General features: G+C 50.5%; 14 protein-coding genes and 1 riboswitch. Of the genes, 13 read left to right on the top strand and 1 reads right to left on the bottom strand.

Annotated features, from left to right (window positions below):
- The first annotated feature begins 215 nt into the window (after nucleotides 1-215).
- The 13 genes from MUG84_RS07745 (at nucleotide 216) to MUG84_RS07685 (ending at nucleotide 15,260) form a co-directional block, all read left to right on the top strand.
- Nucleotides 216-524: a hypothetical protein gene (locus MUG84_RS07745; RefSeq protein ID WP_244722954.1), complete on the top strand. Its 309-nt coding sequence runs from the start codon at nucleotides 216-218 to the stop codon at nucleotides 522-524.
- Entirely contained in the window at nucleotides 430-1,251 is an 822-nt protein-coding gene (locus MUG84_RS07740; RefSeq protein WP_244723373.1) for an alpha/beta fold hydrolase, read from the top strand. Before MUG84_RS07745 ends, MUG84_RS07740 begins: the two co-directional genes overlap by 95 nt.
- Nucleotides 1,252-1,333: 82 nt before the next feature.
- Nucleotides 1,334-1,924 carry a TetR/AcrR family transcriptional regulator gene (locus MUG84_RS07735; protein WP_244722953.1) on the top strand — a complete coding sequence of 197 codons (591 nt, stop codon included), beginning with the start codon at nucleotides 1,334-1,336 and terminating at the stop codon, nucleotides 1,922-1,924.
- Between the two features lie 142 nt (nucleotides 1,925-2,066).
- Nucleotides 2,067-2,176: riboswitch (glycine riboswitch) on the top strand.
- A 43-nt stretch (nucleotides 2,177-2,219) separates the two neighbouring features.
- Nucleotides 2,220-2,387 (top strand): hypothetical protein, encoded by a 168-nt coding sequence (locus MUG84_RS07730; RefSeq protein ID WP_244722950.1) that lies wholly within the window; start codon nucleotides 2,220-2,222, stop codon nucleotides 2,385-2,387.
- Between the two features lie 31 nt (nucleotides 2,388-2,418).
- Nucleotides 2,419-3,093, top strand: a complete 675-nt coding sequence (gene sdaAB, locus MUG84_RS07725; RefSeq protein WP_244722947.1) for an L-serine ammonia-lyase, iron-sulfur-dependent subunit beta — start codon at nucleotides 2,419-2,421, stop codon at nucleotides 3,091-3,093.
- Between the two features lie 7 nt (nucleotides 3,094-3,100).
- Complete coding sequence (gene sdaAA, locus MUG84_RS07720; RefSeq protein ID WP_244722943.1) at nucleotides 3,101-4,009, top strand: L-serine ammonia-lyase, iron-sulfur-dependent, subunit alpha; 909 nt, start codon at nucleotides 3,101-3,103, stop codon at nucleotides 4,007-4,009.
- 72 nt (nucleotides 4,010-4,081) lie between these two features.
- Nucleotides 4,082-4,474, top strand: a complete 393-nt coding sequence (gene gcvH / locus MUG84_RS07715) for a glycine cleavage system protein GcvH (protein ID WP_244722931.1) — start codon at nucleotides 4,082-4,084, stop codon at nucleotides 4,472-4,474.
- A gap of 207 nt (nucleotides 4,475-4,681) precedes the next feature.
- Nucleotides 4,682-7,024 carry a type I pullulanase gene (gene pulA / locus MUG84_RS07710; protein WP_244722927.1) on the top strand — a complete coding sequence of 781 codons (2,343 nt, stop codon included), beginning with the start codon at nucleotides 4,682-4,684 and terminating at the stop codon, nucleotides 7,022-7,024.
- 113 nt (nucleotides 7,025-7,137) lie between these two features.
- Nucleotides 7,138-8,622, top strand: coding sequence for a carboxylesterase/lipase family protein (locus MUG84_RS07705; RefSeq protein ID WP_244722924.1), 1,485 nt, complete (start codon nucleotides 7,138-7,140; stop codon nucleotides 8,620-8,622).
- 118 nt (nucleotides 8,623-8,740) lie between these two features.
- Nucleotides 8,741-11,269: a GH39 family glycosyl hydrolase gene (locus tag MUG84_RS07700; protein WP_244722919.1), complete on the top strand. Its 2,529-nt coding sequence runs from the start codon at nucleotides 8,741-8,743 to the stop codon at nucleotides 11,267-11,269.
- A gap of 226 nt (nucleotides 11,270-11,495) precedes the next feature.
- Nucleotides 11,496-13,769, top strand: a complete 2,274-nt coding sequence (locus tag MUG84_RS07695; protein ID WP_244722893.1) for a glycoside hydrolase family 3 protein — start codon at nucleotides 11,496-11,498, stop codon at nucleotides 13,767-13,769.
- A 198-nt stretch (nucleotides 13,770-13,967) separates the two neighbouring features.
- A complete protein-coding gene (locus MUG84_RS07690) occupies nucleotides 13,968-14,420 on the top strand; it encodes a cupin domain-containing protein (RefSeq protein ID WP_244722890.1) in 453 nt (150 codons plus the stop codon).
- A 216-nt stretch (nucleotides 14,421-14,636) separates the two neighbouring features.
- On the top strand, nucleotides 14,637-15,260 hold the full coding sequence (locus tag MUG84_RS07685; RefSeq protein ID WP_244722887.1) for a 50S ribosomal protein L25: 624 nt from the start codon (nucleotides 14,637-14,639) through the stop codon (nucleotides 15,258-15,260).
- A 93-nt stretch (nucleotides 15,261-15,353) separates the two neighbouring features.
- Here MUG84_RS07685 and abc-f read toward each other — a convergent pair whose 3' ends face one another.
- The gene (gene abc-f, locus MUG84_RS07680) at nucleotides 15,354-17,261 is read right to left on the bottom strand and encodes a ribosomal protection-like ABC-F family protein (RefSeq protein ID WP_342346098.1); all 1,908 of its coding nucleotides are present in this window, start codon (nucleotides 17,259-17,261) and stop codon (nucleotides 15,354-15,356) included.
- Between the last annotated feature and the right edge of the window lie 101 nt (nucleotides 17,262-17,362).

The raw sequence follows: 17,362 nt of genomic DNA, 5'->3' as shown, positions 1-17,362 counted from the left end.
GTATGTTTGATCTTCTGCCTGTCTCTTTTTGTGCCCAAATCCAGCGCTAAAAAACAGGAGTGTTAACGGGTTCAAGCTACGACATAATCTATCGCAAAAACAAGATCAGAAAAATGATTAAGATCTATTGACAATCAATAAAATATGGTTTATTTTTATAATGAGTGAGTAACTCACTCATTATAAAACATTATTTAAGAAAGTGGGGATATGAAGTGAGTAATAATAACATTTTGATGGATATAATGCTTCGGGGACGCAATAGACGTAAAAACGCCAGAATACTGGAAATGAACTCGACAAATGGAATAGTTGAATCAGATTTTGTCAGCATCGGCGGCATAGACCAATGGATCACGATCCGGGGGGAAGATAGAAACAACCCTATTCTGTTGTTCATTCAATGGTGGCCCAGGCTCGACGTATTCCATCTTCAATCCGTTACTACGATCTTGGGAGAAGTACTTCACGATTGCACAATGGGATCAGCGCGGAGCGGGCAAAACCTTCCACAGAAACGGTAAAGATGGCAGCGGATCAATTACCTTCGGCAGACTCGCACAGGACGGAATCGAGGTGGCCGAATATCTGTGCAGTAAGCTTAACCAGCCCAAGCTAATCCTCATTGGCAGCTCTGTAGGTAGTCTAACCGGCCTTTTAATGGCTTCGCTGCACCCAGAGCTTTTTTATGCTTATGTGGGCACAGACCAGAACGCCCCGGACCCGGAACATATATATTACCAATCGAGGCTGGATGCTTTCAGATCCATTGGTAGCAAGAAGGGGATTCAATTAATGGAGAAGATGGGACCAGACGTGTCAAAATGGAGCATGGACGATTTTAAGCAAAATAATCAGCTGGTCGTCAAAGCCATAAGAGGGGTACCCAATATGATCATGGATTTAATACTGCCTTCCATGATCGCATCGCCAGATCACAAGTTAAGCGATATATTTGATATTTTCAAAGGAATGGATTTCTCCCTCGAGCATTTGTACGATGAGTTGATTCATTTCGACTATAGCAGGTTCAACAACCGCTTTGAGCTTCCCTTCTTTATATTCCATGGAGAATCGGATATTATTACACCAACCGCTGTGGCTAAAATGTACTACGAGGTAATAGAAGCTCCGTATAAGGAATTTGTGACAATAAGGCATGCCGGACATCTTGCTTGCTTCGGCAGACCGGATCAGTTTCTGGATGAATTAATCCATCGGGTACGCCCGCTTGCAACGGTGAAGCGATAAACAACAGAAATGCTTACAAACTGACTGAATTGGCATGGTACAATGAGGAAAACATTTTTGGACAGATTGGAGATCGAGATCATTGTCGCCTTTAAATAAAAAACAGCTGGATCAAATCAAGGATGAACGAAGAGCTCAGATTAAGGAAGCAGGACTTCAGCTTTTTGCTCGGCATGGCTTTGGGGGTACGAAAACGAGCATGATTGCCGCGGAAGCCGGTGTCAGTGAAGGGCTTATTTACCGTTACTTTAAATCCAAAGATGAACTTTTTATAAGCATCGTACAGGAATTGATGGAAGAAGGGAAAAGGGAAACAGAGGAAGTTCCTCGACTACCCGGTTCACCGTATGAGCAAATCAAATCCTTGACTGAAAATATGCTGAGTGAAAACAAGTATGCTTTTATGCTGATTCTTCAAGCTGCGCGCAAGCCGGAAGAAATTCCGGAGGAAGCGGCAAAGATTTTTGAGTCCTACTCTGCTGAGGTCATGATTGAACCACTGGTTCCAGTATTTATCAAAGGGCAGGAGTCCGGGGAATTTATTGCAGGAGATCCACACCAGCTGCTGAATTGGTATATGTACGTCATTAACAGCCTTATCTTGGACGAAGTAGGCGAGAAGGAGTACGGAGCACCCAGCGTCGAATTACTTATGCGAATGTTGAAGAGTTGAGCCTGAAAAAGAGGATGCCGGACAATCTCTCGAAACGGATTTTTTGTTATATTGACACCGCTGCTGCGTCTGCTTTATTCTTAAGGGGATTAGGATTGTAAATGGTTCCAAAATATAAATAATAACCTAAATATATAGCGGATGAAGGCGAACGGGAGAGACTGCCCTGAAAAGGGCGGCACCGAAGGAGCAAGCTGCAGGTACGCACATGCAGGCGGCTAATCTCTCAGGTACAAGGAACCGTCGCCGGACGCAGCTCTGGAGAGAGCGTCAGCCACCCAAGGGGAACGCGGAAATGACCGATTTTCGCTCAAACTCTCAGGTACAAGGGACAGAGAAAAAAGGTGCTGCATACCTTTTTTGCTGTCTTTTTATTTTGGAAATAATAAGTTATATGTTTACAGCAGAGCCAGGTGGTTTTGCTGTTGTTATGCCGTATTTTGACATTTGTACAATTTCCTGACGTGAATATCTATACAGGAGCGTGGAAGTCCTTGAGATTCAAAAATGTATTTTCCATCATCGGTCCGTCCATGGTAGGACCCTCCAGTTCCCACACCGCCGGAGCCGTACGCATTGGCAGAGTTGCGCGCCAGCTGCTTGGCTGCCAGCCAGAGAAGGCGCAAATGACATTGTTCGGATCTTTTGCCGAGACGTATTGGGGCCATGGTACGGATTTGGCATTAACGGCCGGATTGCTTAATTTCGATACGGATGATGAAAGGATTCCTGAAGCGGATATTGAAGCCGAGAAGGTCGGTATGGTTATGGAATGGATCCAGGGAAAGGGCAATGGCCCGCATCCGAACTCTGTGAAAATCATGCTAACGGCGGGGGAACGCAAGGCTGAGATCGTTGCGGCCTCCATCGGAGGGGGGACGATTGCCGTCTATTCCCTGAACGGCTTTGATGTGCAGATTACAGGGGAGTATCCGACAATCGCAGTGACCCATTCCGACAGCCAGGGCGTACTCGCAAATATGACTTCCCTGCTCAGCTGCGAAGGCATTAATATCGGCTACATGGACGTGGACCGCAAAGGACGGAGCGAGGCGGCGATGACGGTATTTGAATTGGATACGGCTCCGACGGGGAGCCTGATCGAAGAGATGCTAAGATTGCCGCATATTTTGGAAGTAACGATGATTGATTTGACCCAAAGGAGCTAGTTGACCTATGAGATTTGAAACGCTGGAACAGCTGGCAGACATCTGTCTGAAAGAGAACAAAACGATTGCCCAAGTGATGCTAGAGGATCAGGCCAAGGAAACGGGCGTCCCTGTGGATGAGGTATTTCGGCAGATGGCGGAATACTACCAGGTCATGAAGGAAGCCGTCCAGAAGGGGCTGACCGGCAACACCAAATCCCGCAGCGGGCTAACAGGGGGAGACGCGAAGAAAGTGGCGGATTACATGCAGCACAGTGAAGCGTCGCTCGGCGGACCGTCTGCCAAGGCGATGGCTTATGCGCTCGCCGTCTCCGAAGTGAACGCCTCTATGGGCAGAATCATTGCCACGCCGACGGCAGGTTCCTGCGGGATTATCCCCGGTGTGTTCGTAAGCAGCCAGGAACGCTTCGGCTGGGAAGATGACAAGCTGGTTAACGGTTTGTTTACCGCAGGCGCGATTGGTTATGTCATAGCCAACAACGCCTCGATCTCCGGGGCGGAGGGCGGCTGCCAGGCCGAAGTCGGATCAGCGATTGGCATGGCAGCCGGCGCTATGGTAGAACTAAGGGGTGGTTCGCCGCAGCAGGCGGTTCACGCTGTCGGCCTTGCCCTGAAAAACTGCCTGGGCCTAATCTGCGATCCGGTCGCCGGGCTGGTGGAAATCCCCTGCATCGTGCGAAACGGTTTAGGGGCTGTCACCGCACTGGCTGCGGCCGATATGGCTCTTGCCGGCGTAGGGAGCGTTATTCCAGCCGACGAGGTTATCGGCGTCATGCTGGAGGTAGGCAGCGCCATGCCCACCAAGCACCGCGAAACTGGCAAAGGCGGCCTGGCAGCGACGCCTACCGGACGCAAGCTGACCAAAGAATTGGTGGAGCAGCGCCGCAGAAAGGCCAAAGAAGCCAAACAGCCTTAGTCAGACACCAATTGATGGCTCATCCAAGGTAAAGCTGGATTATTACATTAATCGAAGGAGAGTTGAAACCAAATGAGCAATGTGAAAGAAAACCGTTGGTACAGCAAGGATCATGAATGGGTTGAAAAGGTAAGCGGCAATGTAGTGCGTATCGGCATCAGCGATTTTGCACAGCATCAGCTGGGCGATATCGTGTTTGTGGAACTGCCGGATGAAGGCACCGAAGTCAAGGCCGAGGAAAGCATCGGCACGATTGAATCCGTCAAAACGGTATCGGACCTGTTCAGCCCTGTTGGTGGTGAGATCACGAAAATCAACTCGCAGCTCAGTGATGAGCCAGAACTCGTAAACAGCGAGCCGTATGAAGGCGGATGGATGGCAGAAATCGAGGTTCAAGGTGATCTAGAGGAGCAGCTGTCGGCACTGCTGAGCGCCGAGCAGTATTCGAAGTTTTTGGAAGAGTAGCATTGCGCGAAGAAAAGACGTGCTAAGATGACGATCGTCATCTGGCACGTCTTTTTTTTTCCGGATAGGCCTTTTGCTCTTCAGCAAGCGATAATTTGGGCGGATACAACGCATATAAACCCTTACAAATGGCAATAAAGACACATAGGATGTGTAGAAAGGGATTTTGCATACATCGAATGTCAATTATGTGGTGGTGTATAAATCATGAATGAATTAACAGATTATTATGACGGCAGAGATTTGGGCTGCAATTATTCAAGAACGGAAAGTATTTTTAAGCTGTGGGCTCCGGATGCGGTGAAGGTGACGCTGGCTCTATATCAGGATGCTGGGAGCTATGACGAGAACGGAGAGGTTACCGTTCATACAGATGGCTTTGAAATTGGCATGAAGAAGTGGAAAGACGGCGTCTGGTTTCTGCGCTTCTTCGGTGATCTCGCCGGTCGATACTATATGTACAAGATCGAAGGGAAGGATGGGAACATCCGTTACGCGGCAGACCCATATTCACACGCAGTCAGTGCCAATGGGTCCAGGTCGGCGATTGTCGATATGAAGGCCTGGAATCCGCCTGGATGGGAGGATGAGAAGCGGCCGCCTCTGGAAGGGCTGGAGGATGTCGTGCTGTATGAGCTGCATGTACGCGATTTTTCGGCAGACCCGGAATCAGGTTTTAAGTATAAAGGCAAATTCAAAGCATTTACGGAAACAGGGCTGCGGGATTCGGAAGAGAACAAGATCGGCATCGATCACCTTCAGGAGCTGGGCGTGACACATGTACACCTGCTGCCGTTGTTTGATTTTAAAACGGTGAATGAACTTCAGGTGGATAATCCGGATTGGACCGGGTTGAAATACAACTGGGGCTACGATCCGCATCATTTCAATGTACCTGAGGGGGCTTATGCGACTGATCCGCAATTGCCGGGTGTTCGGATCCTCGAGTTCAAGGAAATGGTGATGGCGCTGCATCAAAAAGGGATACGGGTCATCATGGACGTCGTATATAACCATACATTCAGTGTGGATGCCGGGCCGTTTGAAGCGGTTGTGCCGGGCTATTATTACCGCAGGGACGCAGATGGAAAGCTCTCGAACGGTTCCGGTGTAGGCAATGAGCTGGACACGGAGCGTCCCATGGTCCGGAAGTATATTCTGGATTCAGTGCGCTATTGGGCCGAGGAATATCATATCGACGGGTTTCGTTTCGACTTGATGGGACTCATCGACACAGACACTGTGGCACAAATTGCTGAGGAGCTTCACCGTGAAGTCGCCCCATCGCTGCTAATCTACGGAGAGCCATGGACAGGAGGGGAAACGACGCTAAAGAAGCAAACGCTGAAAGGCAGTCAGAGGAGCCTTGGGTTTGCCGTATTTAACGACCATTTCCGTGGCGCCATTAAAGGAGACAGTGATGGTAGCGGGAAAGGCTTTGCAACAGGTCAGCCTGAGCAGGAAGCGGCAATATTGGAAGGCGTAAAGGGAGCCGTGTTCGATTTTGCGGATTCGCCGCTGGAAACGATTAATTACGTAACCGTCCATGATAATCTGAATTTATGGGATAAGGTTCTAACCACGCAGGGACTCCGCAGCGAGGCCGGATTTCAGGAGATTCGGGACGGTAAGCTTACCCACGGAGGCGATCTGCGGGAAGCAGTGGAGCGTTCCGATCCGTACCGCAGCGTGAGCAGCGATCATATTTTACAAAGCGAGACCGTAAAGAGAGCCATTTTGGCCAACGGCATTGTGCTGACCTCCCAGGGGATTCCTATGATCCAGGCCGGTGACGAGATGCTCCGGACCAAATACGGGGATCACAACAGCTACCGCAGCGGTGATATTGTGAATGCAATCCGGTGGGAGAATAAGCGGAAATTCAAGCCAGTCTTCGACTATTACCGCGGCCTGATCGAGCTCCGGAGAAACCACCCTGCATTTCGCATGACCTCGAAGGAACAGGTGGAAAAGCATCTGGAGGTGCTCCACTGCCAGGATAATACGGTGGCATTTATGCTTAAAGATTTTGCCAACGGAGATACCTGGAAAAATATCATCGTCATTTATAATGCCAATTCACATGACATCCGGATGGAGCTTCCTTTCTCCCTCTCAGGCTGGAAAGTGGCAGTGAATGCGGAACATGCCGGGAATAAAGCGTTTGATTTCACGGTGGATGAACATGTGGGCGTTAAGGCTTTGTCCATGATGGTGCTGTACGAAGAGGTAGGTGGCGCGCCGCGACCGGCGAAACGGGTCGAAGTCCAGTACGAGCGGTCTGACGGCAAATACGAGGGCTGGAATTTGTGGGTGTGGGCTACCGGCCTGCGCGAACAGCGCGTGGATTTCGAGAGGGTTGAGTATGGCAAAGCCATAGCTTCTTTTACCGTACCGGCGTATGTGAAAAGGATCGGCTATATTGTCCGCCTGAACGATTGGGAAGCGAAGGACGCGGATCAGGATTGTTTCATTGAACTGGGACACGGTCAAAGCGCCATTACTGTACGTATATGCAGCGGTTCGGACGGCTCTAAAAAGATTAGCTGATAGATCGCCGCTCCATTTTGGAGCGGTTTTTTTGTATGCTGTCGAAAATTGGGCTGACCATCATTTAATGATAGAATTAAAGCATCAAAGTTAACGCAGAAAGGATGTCACGAATGGACGATCTCATCATCCGCATACATAGCGGTCAAATACAAGGAATTAGACAAAACGGTGTCAGAGCCTGGAAGGGGATCCCTTTTGCAGAACCACCCATCGGGGAGCGGCGGTTCCGCAGACCAGCCCCAGTTCAGCCATGGACAGGAATAAGGAAAGCGCATGCTCCCGGTCCACTTGCACCCCAGCCGGTGGATCCTTCAGGGGGAGCTTTTAGGCTAAAGCGTGGTGATATTCCGCAGTCAGAAGATTGTTTGTATGTCAACGTATGGGCACCGGATACTCCACCGGCAAGTCCCTTACCCGTTATGGTGTGGATCCATGGCGGGGCTTTCGTAACAGGTGGGGGTGGCCTGCCGATCTATGACGGCGGGATGCTGGCGGGCCGGGGCGGTCTGATCGTCGTCTCTTTGAGCTACCGGCTTGGGCCGCTAGGCTTTACGCCACTAGGGCATTATTCAGATAACGAGGATGACGGATATGTCAGCAACGCTGGTCTCTTGGATCAAATCGCCGCACTTGAATGGGTTCAAGGCAATATAGCCGCATTCGGGGGAGATCCAAACGAAGTGACGGTATTCGGTGAATCAGCCGGTAGCATGAGCATTGCCGCGCTGATGGCTATGCCGAAAGCGAAAGGCCTGTTCAAACGGGCCATTATGCAGAGCGGTGCATCTCAGGCCATCCCGGAACGGCATGGACGGATATTGACAAAATCTTTGCTTGATGAGCTGGGCGTCCATGAGGACGAGCTGAAAAAGCTGGCAGAGGTGCCGACAGAAGAAATTCTTCGGGCAGGGGACAAGCTGAAGCGGGCCGCCGGCGCGGCAGCGGTGATGTTCTTTCAACCCGTGATTGACGGGAAAGAGCTGCCCGTTTCACCTCTTGAGGCAATCTCACAGGGGGTAGCGGAGGGGATTGAGATCATCATCGGAACCAACCGCGACGAAGGAGCTTTGTTTATCAAGGAGGGCGCACCGTTATTGCCCGCGGAAGCGAATGCCAAAGCGTATATCGCAGTCACAGGGGCGCCGGAGGCTGCATCCTGGATTGAAGCGTATCCGCTAACAGTCGAAGGTCAGCGTCAGGCAATGACCGATCTGTACTTCTGGAGATCTGCTCTGCAATTTGCAGATGTCCAGCGTGAGCATGCACCTGTATGGATGTACCGTTATGATTTCAGCATGATTCCGGATCATCCTTTGCTGGGCAAGGCCTTTCATTCGGCAGAAATTCCGTTTGTGCTCAATAATCTGGACCTGCTTCAAGCTACGGGCCTTCCGGTCGATGCGAGGATGCGGGACATGGCCGAACAGATGCAGGATGCCTGGGTCGCTTTTGCCAAGAGCGGAAATCCGTCCACAGAGAAATTAAACTGGCCGGCATATGAGGAAGACAAGCGGTGGACGATGCTGTTTGCAGAAAAAAGCGGAGCCGTCCAGAATCCAGAAGCTGAGAAACGACGAATGTTGACGGGAGAATAACTAGCCCGTGGTAAGACGACTGGATTATTGATACAATAGCTTATCATACCAAAGTACGATGTCCATTTCGTTTGATAGAGATTTTTGTAAGACAAATGGCATGCCCAAGGAGGCACGGATGAGGAATTCGATTTATGAATTTGTGGAGACAAACGGAGCGCTGCCCTTCGACGTTTCCCTGCACAGCGTCAACTATGTGCCCAGCCATTGGCACAACAGCCTGGAAATCATCTTCGTGCTCCGCGGCACGCTGGAAGTAACCGTGGACAGCCGGCAGCATACCCTGGCGGAAGGCGATCTGTTCGTCATCAACTCAAGCCATGTTCATGAGGTCATCGGACTGGACATGAACATCATTGCGACCTTTCTAATTCCGGATACCTATATTAAAACGAACCTGAAAGGCTTCGACTCCGTATATTTTGACTGCGATTCCCGTTCGGCAGGCAAGGAGCAGAGACAGGGAATCGACCGAATCCGCCAGCTGCTGGCTGAGATGGTCCAGCTTCGGTATAAGCAAGGAGAAGTGTACGAGCTTGAAATGCAAATCCGGATGCTGGGTGTTTTATCGACGCTGGCCCAGCAGTTCCGGACTGAAGCTAAGAGCGAAGCCATGAATGAGAAATACAAAGAGCGGATGATGCGCATCATCACCTATATTGATGGGCATTATGAAGAACCTCTATCGCTTCAGGACATCGCCGACCGCGAATTTTTATCCGTACCGTACCTGTCCAAATTTTTCAGTGACAATATCGGTCTGAACTTTCAGTCCTACCTGACGAGCATCCGGCTGAAAAATGCGGTGGAAGAGCTGCTGAGCTGTGAAGAGGAGCGGATATCCGATCTTGCGCTGAAGCATGGTTTTCCGAATACGAAATCCTTTTACTCGGCATTCAAAAATCGGTATCACATGACGCCGAACGAATACCGGAAGCAGTACCGGCCGGGGATGGGGGAACGGCAGCAGAAACCTTCAGCCACCAATTATCTGGCTTTCAACCAGTCGAGCGCACTGGGGATTATTAGCCAATATTTACAGCGGAGCAAGTCCTACGAGGAACCGCAGGTTCAGGCGCTGGCAACAACGGTGGGAGAACTGAATTTCTCTGCGAGCGGCAGCCTGATCCGGCATACATGGAAAAACGTGATCACCATCGGAAAAGCAAAGGAAGGTCTGCACGCGGATGTACAGAATCATCTCCGGTATGTCCAAAAGCACTGTCCTTTCCGCAGCATCCGGTTTCACGGCATTTTTGATGACGAGATGATGGTGTACCGTGAGGATGACGTAGGGGATCCCCATTATAATTTCCGTTTCGTAGACCAGCTCTTTGATTTCCTGCTGTCTATCGGTCTGAAGCCCTTTGTAGAGCTTGGATTTATGCCGTCCCATCTGGCAGCGAGTCCTGAGGAAAAAGTATTTTACAAGTCCAGCTATGTCAGTGGTCCGAAATCCGCAGAGCGCTGGAGCGAGTTGGTCGGCCGGTTTTTGCGCCACTGCATGCATCGATATGGAACGGCTGAAGTAGAAAGCTGGAAGCTGGAGTTCTGGAATGAACCGGAGTTTGATGTGTTCTGGCCAGGCTCACCGCAGGAGTATATGGAGTTTTATCTGCAAACCTACCGTACGGTCAAACAAGTCTCACAGCGGCTGCAGATTGGGGCGCCTGGGCGGATTATTACGCTTCGTTCCGAAACATTCAACCGTGATTTTTTTGCCTTTTGCTGGGAAAATGACTGTCTGCCGGACTTCATCCCCGTTCACTTTTATCCGCATGAACAGCTGGATGAGATGGTGAATACGGAGGAAATCACCCGGCTGTACAAGCTTGCACCCTATCGGGCGCTGCTGGAGGAGTTTGGCGGCATATCGCCTAATCCCGACTATCTCCAAGAGATGCTGGAGAACGAAAAGTCCATGCTTGCAGAGCTTGGGCTGTCTCATTTTCCGCTCTATCTAACAGAATGGAATTCAACGGCATATCATCGCGAGCTGACGAATGACACACTGTACAAGGCTGCCTATATCGTTAAAAACGTCGTCGAAAACCTGGACCGGATCGAGGGCTTCGGTTATTGGGTGCTCAGCGACAACATCGAGGAGACTCCAGCCTCCGAGCTGTTGTTTCACGGGGGGCTGGGGCTCATCGCTCAGTATGGTATTCCTAAGCCGGCGATGCTGGGGTACGAATTTTTGGCCAAGCTCGGAGACCGTCTGGTGGCCCGCGGAGAGTGTTATGTTGCCACGGAGGGAAGAGGGGGATATCAGCTGCTGAGCTACAATTACTGTCACTTCGATAATCTGTATGCTCTTGGCGATATCTCGTTTATTGACGAGAAAAACAGGTACAACGGATTTAAAGAGGAAAAAACGGTAAAACTCGAGCTGGACCTGCACCATATTCCCAAAGGGCGCTACCGGATGGTCACCTATATGTTGTCCAGGAAGTTTGGCAGCAGCTATGACGAGTGGGTTCGCATGGGGGCGCCGGAATATGTGAACGCAGAGGAGATCGATTATTTAAAAGCTTTTGCAAGACCACGGATGAAGGTTAGCCAGATCGATATTGAAGACAATATCACCTACACTGTCGTACTCGAGCCGCATGCCATTGAGCTGATGGAGCTGATCCCACTGAAATAAGGGGAAATCTGTCACTGAATCCTCTGGGCTATGTCATTTTTTAATGTCTCAGAGATCGGTTATTCAAACGGGTTTCACAAAAATGATTAAAAAATGCAGCTAAACATGATAAGCCGCCGCCTGTCTTGAGAGGGGCGGTTTCTTTTATAATATTACTGTAATCGCTTTCAGATACTTTATTCAACACTAGGACTGTAATGTGCGGTTTGAAGGGAGTTGTACACACATGAATAACAACAATAACAAGACAAACGGAAAACTGGATGATATTGCATACGTTCATAACCAGGGAGGACCCACTCTTGGGTACTCCCGATCTTCTGGTATCCGCATACTAGAGCAGGACGGATATTTCTTTAAGGATCTTGGCAAGAACGGAAAGCTGGATCCTTATGAGGACTGGCGGCTGCCTGCAAAGGAGCGGGCAAAGGACCTTGCTTCCAAAATGACGGTCGAACAGATCGCTGGATTAATGTTGTACAGCAGACATCAAGCTGTGCCCGCTGCAAGCAACGGTTGGTTTGCTGCAACTTATAACGGCAAGACATATGAAGAGAGCGGAGCAGAGCCGTGGGAGCTTACCGATGAGCAAAAGGCGTTTTTGGAACAGGATCATCTGCGCCATATTCTGATCACGACAGTTCAAAGCCCAGAAGTTGCAGCTCATTGGAATAATAAAGTGCAGGCTTTTGCGGAGGGTAACGGGCTCGGCATTCCTGCCAATAACAGCTCGGATCCTCGTCACGGTTCGGACTCCAGTGCAGAATTCAACGTCGGCTCTGGCGGCGTCGTCTCCATGTGGCCGGAATCGCTCGGACTGGCAGCGACCTTCGATCCTGAGGTTACCCGCAAGTTCGGTGAAATCGCTTCGAAGGAATACAGAGCTTTGGGCATAACGACAGCCCTTTCACCGCAGGTGGACATAGCCACCGACCCGCGCTGGTTCCGGTTTAACGGGACCTTTGGCGAAGATCCAAAGCTGTCAACGGATATGGCCCGCGCTTATGTGGACGGATTCCAAAATTCCGAAGGAGAACGTGAGCTTGCGGAAGGTTGGGGACTGGACAGCGTGAACGCCATGGTGAAGCATTGGCCTGGTGGCGGTTCCGGCGAAGGCGGCCGCGACGCCCATTTTGGAAGCGGCAAATATGCCGTATATCCAGGGGGCCGCTTTAACGATCATTTGAAGCCTTTTATTGACGGAGCCTTCAAGCTGGACGGGAAGACGGGCAAAGCTTCGGCTGTTATGCCGTATTACACGATTTCGTTCGGACAGGATCAGGTGAACGGCGAAAATGTTGGCAACTCCTATAATAAATACCTGATCCGAGACCTGTTGCGGGATGAATATGGCTATGACGGCGTTGTCTGCACGGATTGGTTGATCACCGCTGATGAAACGGTCAGCAAAGACTCCTTCCTGTCAGGCAAATCATGGGGTGTTGAGCACCTGAGCGTCGCAGAGCGGCACTATAAGCTGCTGATGGCGGGTGTGGATCAATTTGGCGGCAACAATGAAATCGGACCTGTGCTGGAGGCATACCAAATGGGAGTCTTGGAGCATGGCGAAGCCTTTATGCGCCAGCGTTTTGAGGCATCGGCCGTACGGCTCCTGCTGAATATATTCCGTCTCGGTTTGTTCGAAAACCCTTATCTAATTCCTGAGCAAAGTAAGGAAATTGTAGGATGTCCCGAATTTGCCAAGGCGGGTTATGAAGCTCAATTAAAATCGGTTGTCCTGCTCAAAAATAAAAATAACGTGCTTCCTCTTGCAAAGAAAACCAAGCTGTTCATTCCGAAGCGCTATACACCAGCGGGCAAGGACTGGTTCGGTAACCCGACCCCTGAGAAGCTGGAGTATCCCGTGAGTCTGGATATCGTGTCCAAATACTTTACGTTAACCGAGAATCCGGAAGAGGCGGATGCGGGCCTCGTATTCATTACCAATCCGCAATCGGGCATCGGGTACAGTCAGGAAGATGCCGACCGCGGAGGTAGCGGCTACGTGCCGATCAGTCTGCAGTTTAAACCCTATACGGCTGAACTTGCGCGCACGGTCTCTCTTGCCGGAGATCCGCGTGAAAATGATGTATTGAACCGTTCCTACAAGGGTAAAACCGTAGCGACGCATAATGAAGCGGATCTGGATATGATCCTGAAAACGGCCGAAGCGATGAAGGGCAAGCCGGTTATTGTCAGCATGCTGCTCTCTAATCCGGCGGTGGTGGGTGAATTCGAGCCTTACGTGGACACGATCATTGCCAACTTTGGCATGCAGGATCAGGCCTTGATGGATATGTTGTCAGGCGAAGCCGAGCCCTCCGGACTCCTTCCGATGCAAATGCCTGCCGACATGAACACAGTTGAGCTTCAGCTGGAAGATGTGCCTCTTGACATGGAGTGCTATAAGGATTCGGAAAATCATATGTATGATTTCGCGTATGGCTTAAACTGGCAGGGCGTTATTGAAGATGAACGAACCAAAACTTACCGCCAGTAGAGAGGCACAGATATCTGCCGAATTTGGAGGCAAATCGGGGAATGATGTAGAAAAGGCATCAGAGCCTTCTGCACACGGAATCTAATCATTTACAAGCTTGGACCGGATTTGATAAAGTAAATGGCAGATTCCCTTAGGACAAGTTTACTTACATGAGGATTCTATCTAAGTCCCGACACAGAAAGAAGGCCGAAAAACATGAATCAAACGTTATTGTCCCCATTGGTCAAAACCTTGGATCTGCAGCCTCATCCTGAAGGCGGTTGGTACAAAAGGCTTTGGGAAGCTCCATTCGAAATTCCCAAGGAAGTGCTGGGTCCGAAATACTCCGGTCCGCGTCCGTCAGCGACATCGATTTATTTCTTGCTTCATCCTGGTGAATTTTCCAAGTGGCATCGCGTATTCTCCGATGAATTATGGCTGTGGCACTCAGGAAGCCCGCTGATGCTCGCGCTTGGTGGCGATGCTGAAAATCCGGGTGAGTGCACTGAGATTATTCTAGGAATGGACTTGGAAAATGGTCAGGTTCCTCAAGCCCTCGTTCCAGGCAATATATGGCAGGAAGCGCGTCCACTAGGCGATGAGCCGGTTCTTGTTTCCTGCATTGTATCGCCGGGATTCCATTTTGACGATTTTACGATGATTGATTAAACGGAATTCATAGTATAAGAGATTTGGATATGGAGTGAAAATTATAAGTAAAGAACCTGCTGCGAAGCGTCGCGGCAGGTTCTTTTGCGTAAAATTGAGCCTTATGCGGAATACTTTATCCGAAAAACGTTTGATTTGTCTCCGTAATGGGTAATACATAGATATGCCGTCACTTTCGGCCCAATAGGCAGCAACTATCAAAGGAGGCTATACAAGATGTCATCTCATTCACTTACAGCAGAACGCAGAAGCGACAACAAACATTCAAGCTTGCGCAGCCTTAGAGAAAGCGGTCGTATTCCCGCCGTTGTATACGGGTCTCAAACAGGAAACATTCCAATCAGCGTTGATGCCAAGGAGCTCGCGAAGGTTGCCAGAACGGGACGTACTGAAATGTTCAAACTTAAAGTGGAGGGCTCCCCCGATCTTAATGTCATTATTAAGGATTTTCAGAAAAAAGCCGGGGTATGGAGCCACGTTGACTTTCTGCAGATTTCCGCCAACAAGCCGCTGAGGGTTCGCGTTCCTATTGAATTCCATGGAACCGCCGAAGGAACCAAAGCGGGCGGCGTGCTTCAGCATCAGGAAACACAGCTTGAAGTCGAAGGGCTTCCTGCCAAACTCCCTGCGTCCATCGAAGTAGATGTTTCCCATTTGAACATGGGGGACAAGCTGGTGGCTGCAGACATTAAGCTGCCTGAAGGCGTTACGCTGATCGCTTCACCAGAAGAGCTAATTGCATCCGTCACTGCATCACGCGCGGTGCTAGAGGCGGAAGACGAGGAAACTTCCGAAGAAGGAGCTGCTCCGGAAGCTTCGCCTGAAGAAAAGCAGGAATAAGCGTTTACCGTTAGCCCAGTCGCATCAAAGCCCGGCCAAATGGCCGGGCTATTTGTATTGAACATAGATTGTGAAATATGCTGCGAATGGCATTTACTCCGCGGCGTCCATCCAGCACTTATACAGCTGCTGCAGCTTCTCCTTCAGACGTTCGCTTTTGTCATAGAGCTCTGCAAGCTGGTTTGCATCACAGGCTATCGAAGAGTCTAACATTTGCTCATTAAGGACTAGAAGCTGCTGCTCGGTCTCCTGAATATCTTTTTCCCAGGAAACGGGTACCGCTTTTGGACTTGACGCGTGCTGTTTTCCGGTAGAGGAAGCGGGAACAGGCTCAGTCTTGGCCTCTTTACCTTCCAGCAGTTTTTCTTGGATCAAGCGGGACTGGTATTCGTCAAATCCACCCGGGATCACCTGCAGCTTCCCTTGCTCAAGACTCCAGATGTTATCCGCAAGGCGGTTGATGAAGTAGCGATCATGGGATACCGAAAGGATGGTCCCCGGAAATTCCTCGAGCGCTTCTTCAAGCACCTCTCGTGAGTCAATGTCCAGATGGTTGGTCGGTTCATCGAGAATCAGCAAATTCGGTCTCAGCTCTATCAAAACGGCAAAGCGCAGACGCGTCCATTCCCCACCGGAGAGGCTGGAGACGCTTTTGAACACATCGGGTCCATAGAACAGAAAGCGTGCAAGCTTGCCGCGGGCTTCTCCTTCCTCGATGGCCGCTTGATCACGATAGAACTGCAGCACCGTTTGCCGCGTATTTTCCGGATGCTCCTGCTGCGCCAAATAACCGATCGAGACGCGGGAGCCGAGCACAATGGACCCCTCCGTAACCTCCTCGCTCCCTAAAATCATCTGTAGCAAGGTACTCTTTCCACAGCCGTTCGGCCCAAGGAGCATGACGGTTTCACCGTACCGGAGCAGTCCGTTCACACCGTTGAAGAGACTGCGTTCTCCGAAGGTCTTGCCGACTTGGTCGAAGAACAGAACCTGCTTGCCGGAGCGATCATCCTGCTGCAGCTGCAGATCCATTTTCTTCCGTTCCAGCACGGGGCGCTTTAGTTTGACCATGCGGTCCAGCGCTTTCTGCATGGAGGCTGCGCGGCGGTGGAAGCCCGCATTCGGTGGATTGGCCTCGTTGCCCCATTGAATCAGCTGCTTGATGCTCTCCTGCATTTGTTTGATCTTCTTCTGCTGTTCCTGATAATGAGCAAACTGCAGGAGCAGACGCTCTTCTTTCTCTTTTTGGTAGCCGCTGTAGTTGGTATGGTAAATGAATGCTTCGCCATCCTCGATCTCAATTACTTTCGTAACAAGACGGTCCAGAAAATAGCGGTCATGGGATATGGCTAGCACGGTCCCACCGTATTCAGCAAGAAACTGCTCCAGCCACTGAATAGCTCCCATGTCCAGATGGTTCGTCGGTTCATCCAGCAGCAGGACGTCGGGTTTTTCAAGCAGCAGAACCGCAAGTCCTACTTTCGTTTTCTCTCCGCCGGATAGGGAAGAGAAGGGCCGGGAAAACTGCCGTGTCGGAATGCCAAGGCCACCTGCGACTCGGGCGATGGAAGATTCGACTTCATAACCGTCCGCTCTTTCGAACCTCTCCTGCAGCTTGCCGTATTCCTCCAGCCAGCCCGCGAGAGTATTCGGATCTCCGCTTCCGTCCGGATCTGACATGAGTACTTCCAGGGTGCGCATCCGCTCCTGCCATTCAAGCACGTCGGCAAAAGGCCGCAGAAGCACGTCGTACACCGTTTCTTCTGCGGATGCTTCCGGGATCTGCGCGAGCAAGCCGATCCGGGCGCCTTTTTGGATGGCAATGTTCCCTTGGTCCGGAGCTTCTACTCCTTTGAGCAGATGGAATAGGGTTGTTTTACCGCTGCCGTTGCGGCCGATGAGGGCGGCTTTTTCCCCGTGTCTGATCTCGAAGCTGATATCTGACAGCACCAGTTGGGCACCGTGGTATTTTTGTATGTTTTTGCATTGAATCATCATCATTATTTCCTCCATAGATGCCGGACCTATAGAAAAAAGCCGCGGGGAAATGTCCCCGCGGCTGAACGTTCAACGCTTAAGTTCCGTTGAAGTTAAGGTAGGAG

Source organism: Paenibacillus mangrovi (assembly GCF_022898935.1).
In the GTDB taxonomy this organism is placed as follows: Bacteria; Bacillota; Bacilli; order Paenibacillales; family Paenibacillaceae; genus Paenibacillus_AQ; species Paenibacillus_AQ mangrovi.
This window is presented reverse-complemented; position numbering and strand designations above follow the sequence as displayed.

Excerpts from the sequence above, each read along its gene's own strand:
- MUG84_RS07705 (WP_244722924.1), top strand. The coding sequence starts at position 7,138 with ATGGACGATCTCATCATCCGCATACATAGCGGTCAAATACAAGGAATT.
- MUG84_RS07690 (WP_244722890.1), top strand. The coding sequence starts at position 13,968 with ATGAATCAAACGTTATTGTCCCCATTGGTCAAAACCTTGGATCTGCAG.
- pulA (WP_244722927.1), top strand. The coding sequence starts at position 4,682 with ATGAATGAATTAACAGATTATTATGACGGCAGAGATTTGGGCTGCAAT.
- MUG84_RS07700 (WP_244722919.1), top strand. The coding sequence starts at position 8,741 with ATGAGGAATTCGATTTATGAATTTGTGGAGACAAACGGAGCGCTGCCC.
- MUG84_RS07695 (WP_244722893.1), top strand. The coding sequence starts at position 11,496 with ATGAATAACAACAATAACAAGACAAACGGAAAACTGGATGATATTGCA.
- abc-f (WP_342346098.1), bottom strand. The coding sequence starts at position 17,261 with ATGATGATGATTCAATGCAAAAACATACAAAAATACCACGGTGCCCAA.
- MUG84_RS07730 (WP_244722950.1), top strand. The coding sequence starts at position 2,220 with ATGACCGATTTTCGCTCAAACTCTCAGGTACAAGGGACAGAGAAAAAA.
- gcvH (WP_244722931.1), top strand. The coding sequence starts at position 4,082 with ATGAGCAATGTGAAAGAAAACCGTTGGTACAGCAAGGATCATGAATGG.
- sdaAA (WP_244722943.1), top strand. The coding sequence starts at position 3,101 with ATGAGATTTGAAACGCTGGAACAGCTGGCAGACATCTGTCTGAAAGAG.
- MUG84_RS07685 (WP_244722887.1), top strand. The coding sequence starts at position 14,637 with ATGTCATCTCATTCACTTACAGCAGAACGCAGAAGCGACAACAAACAT.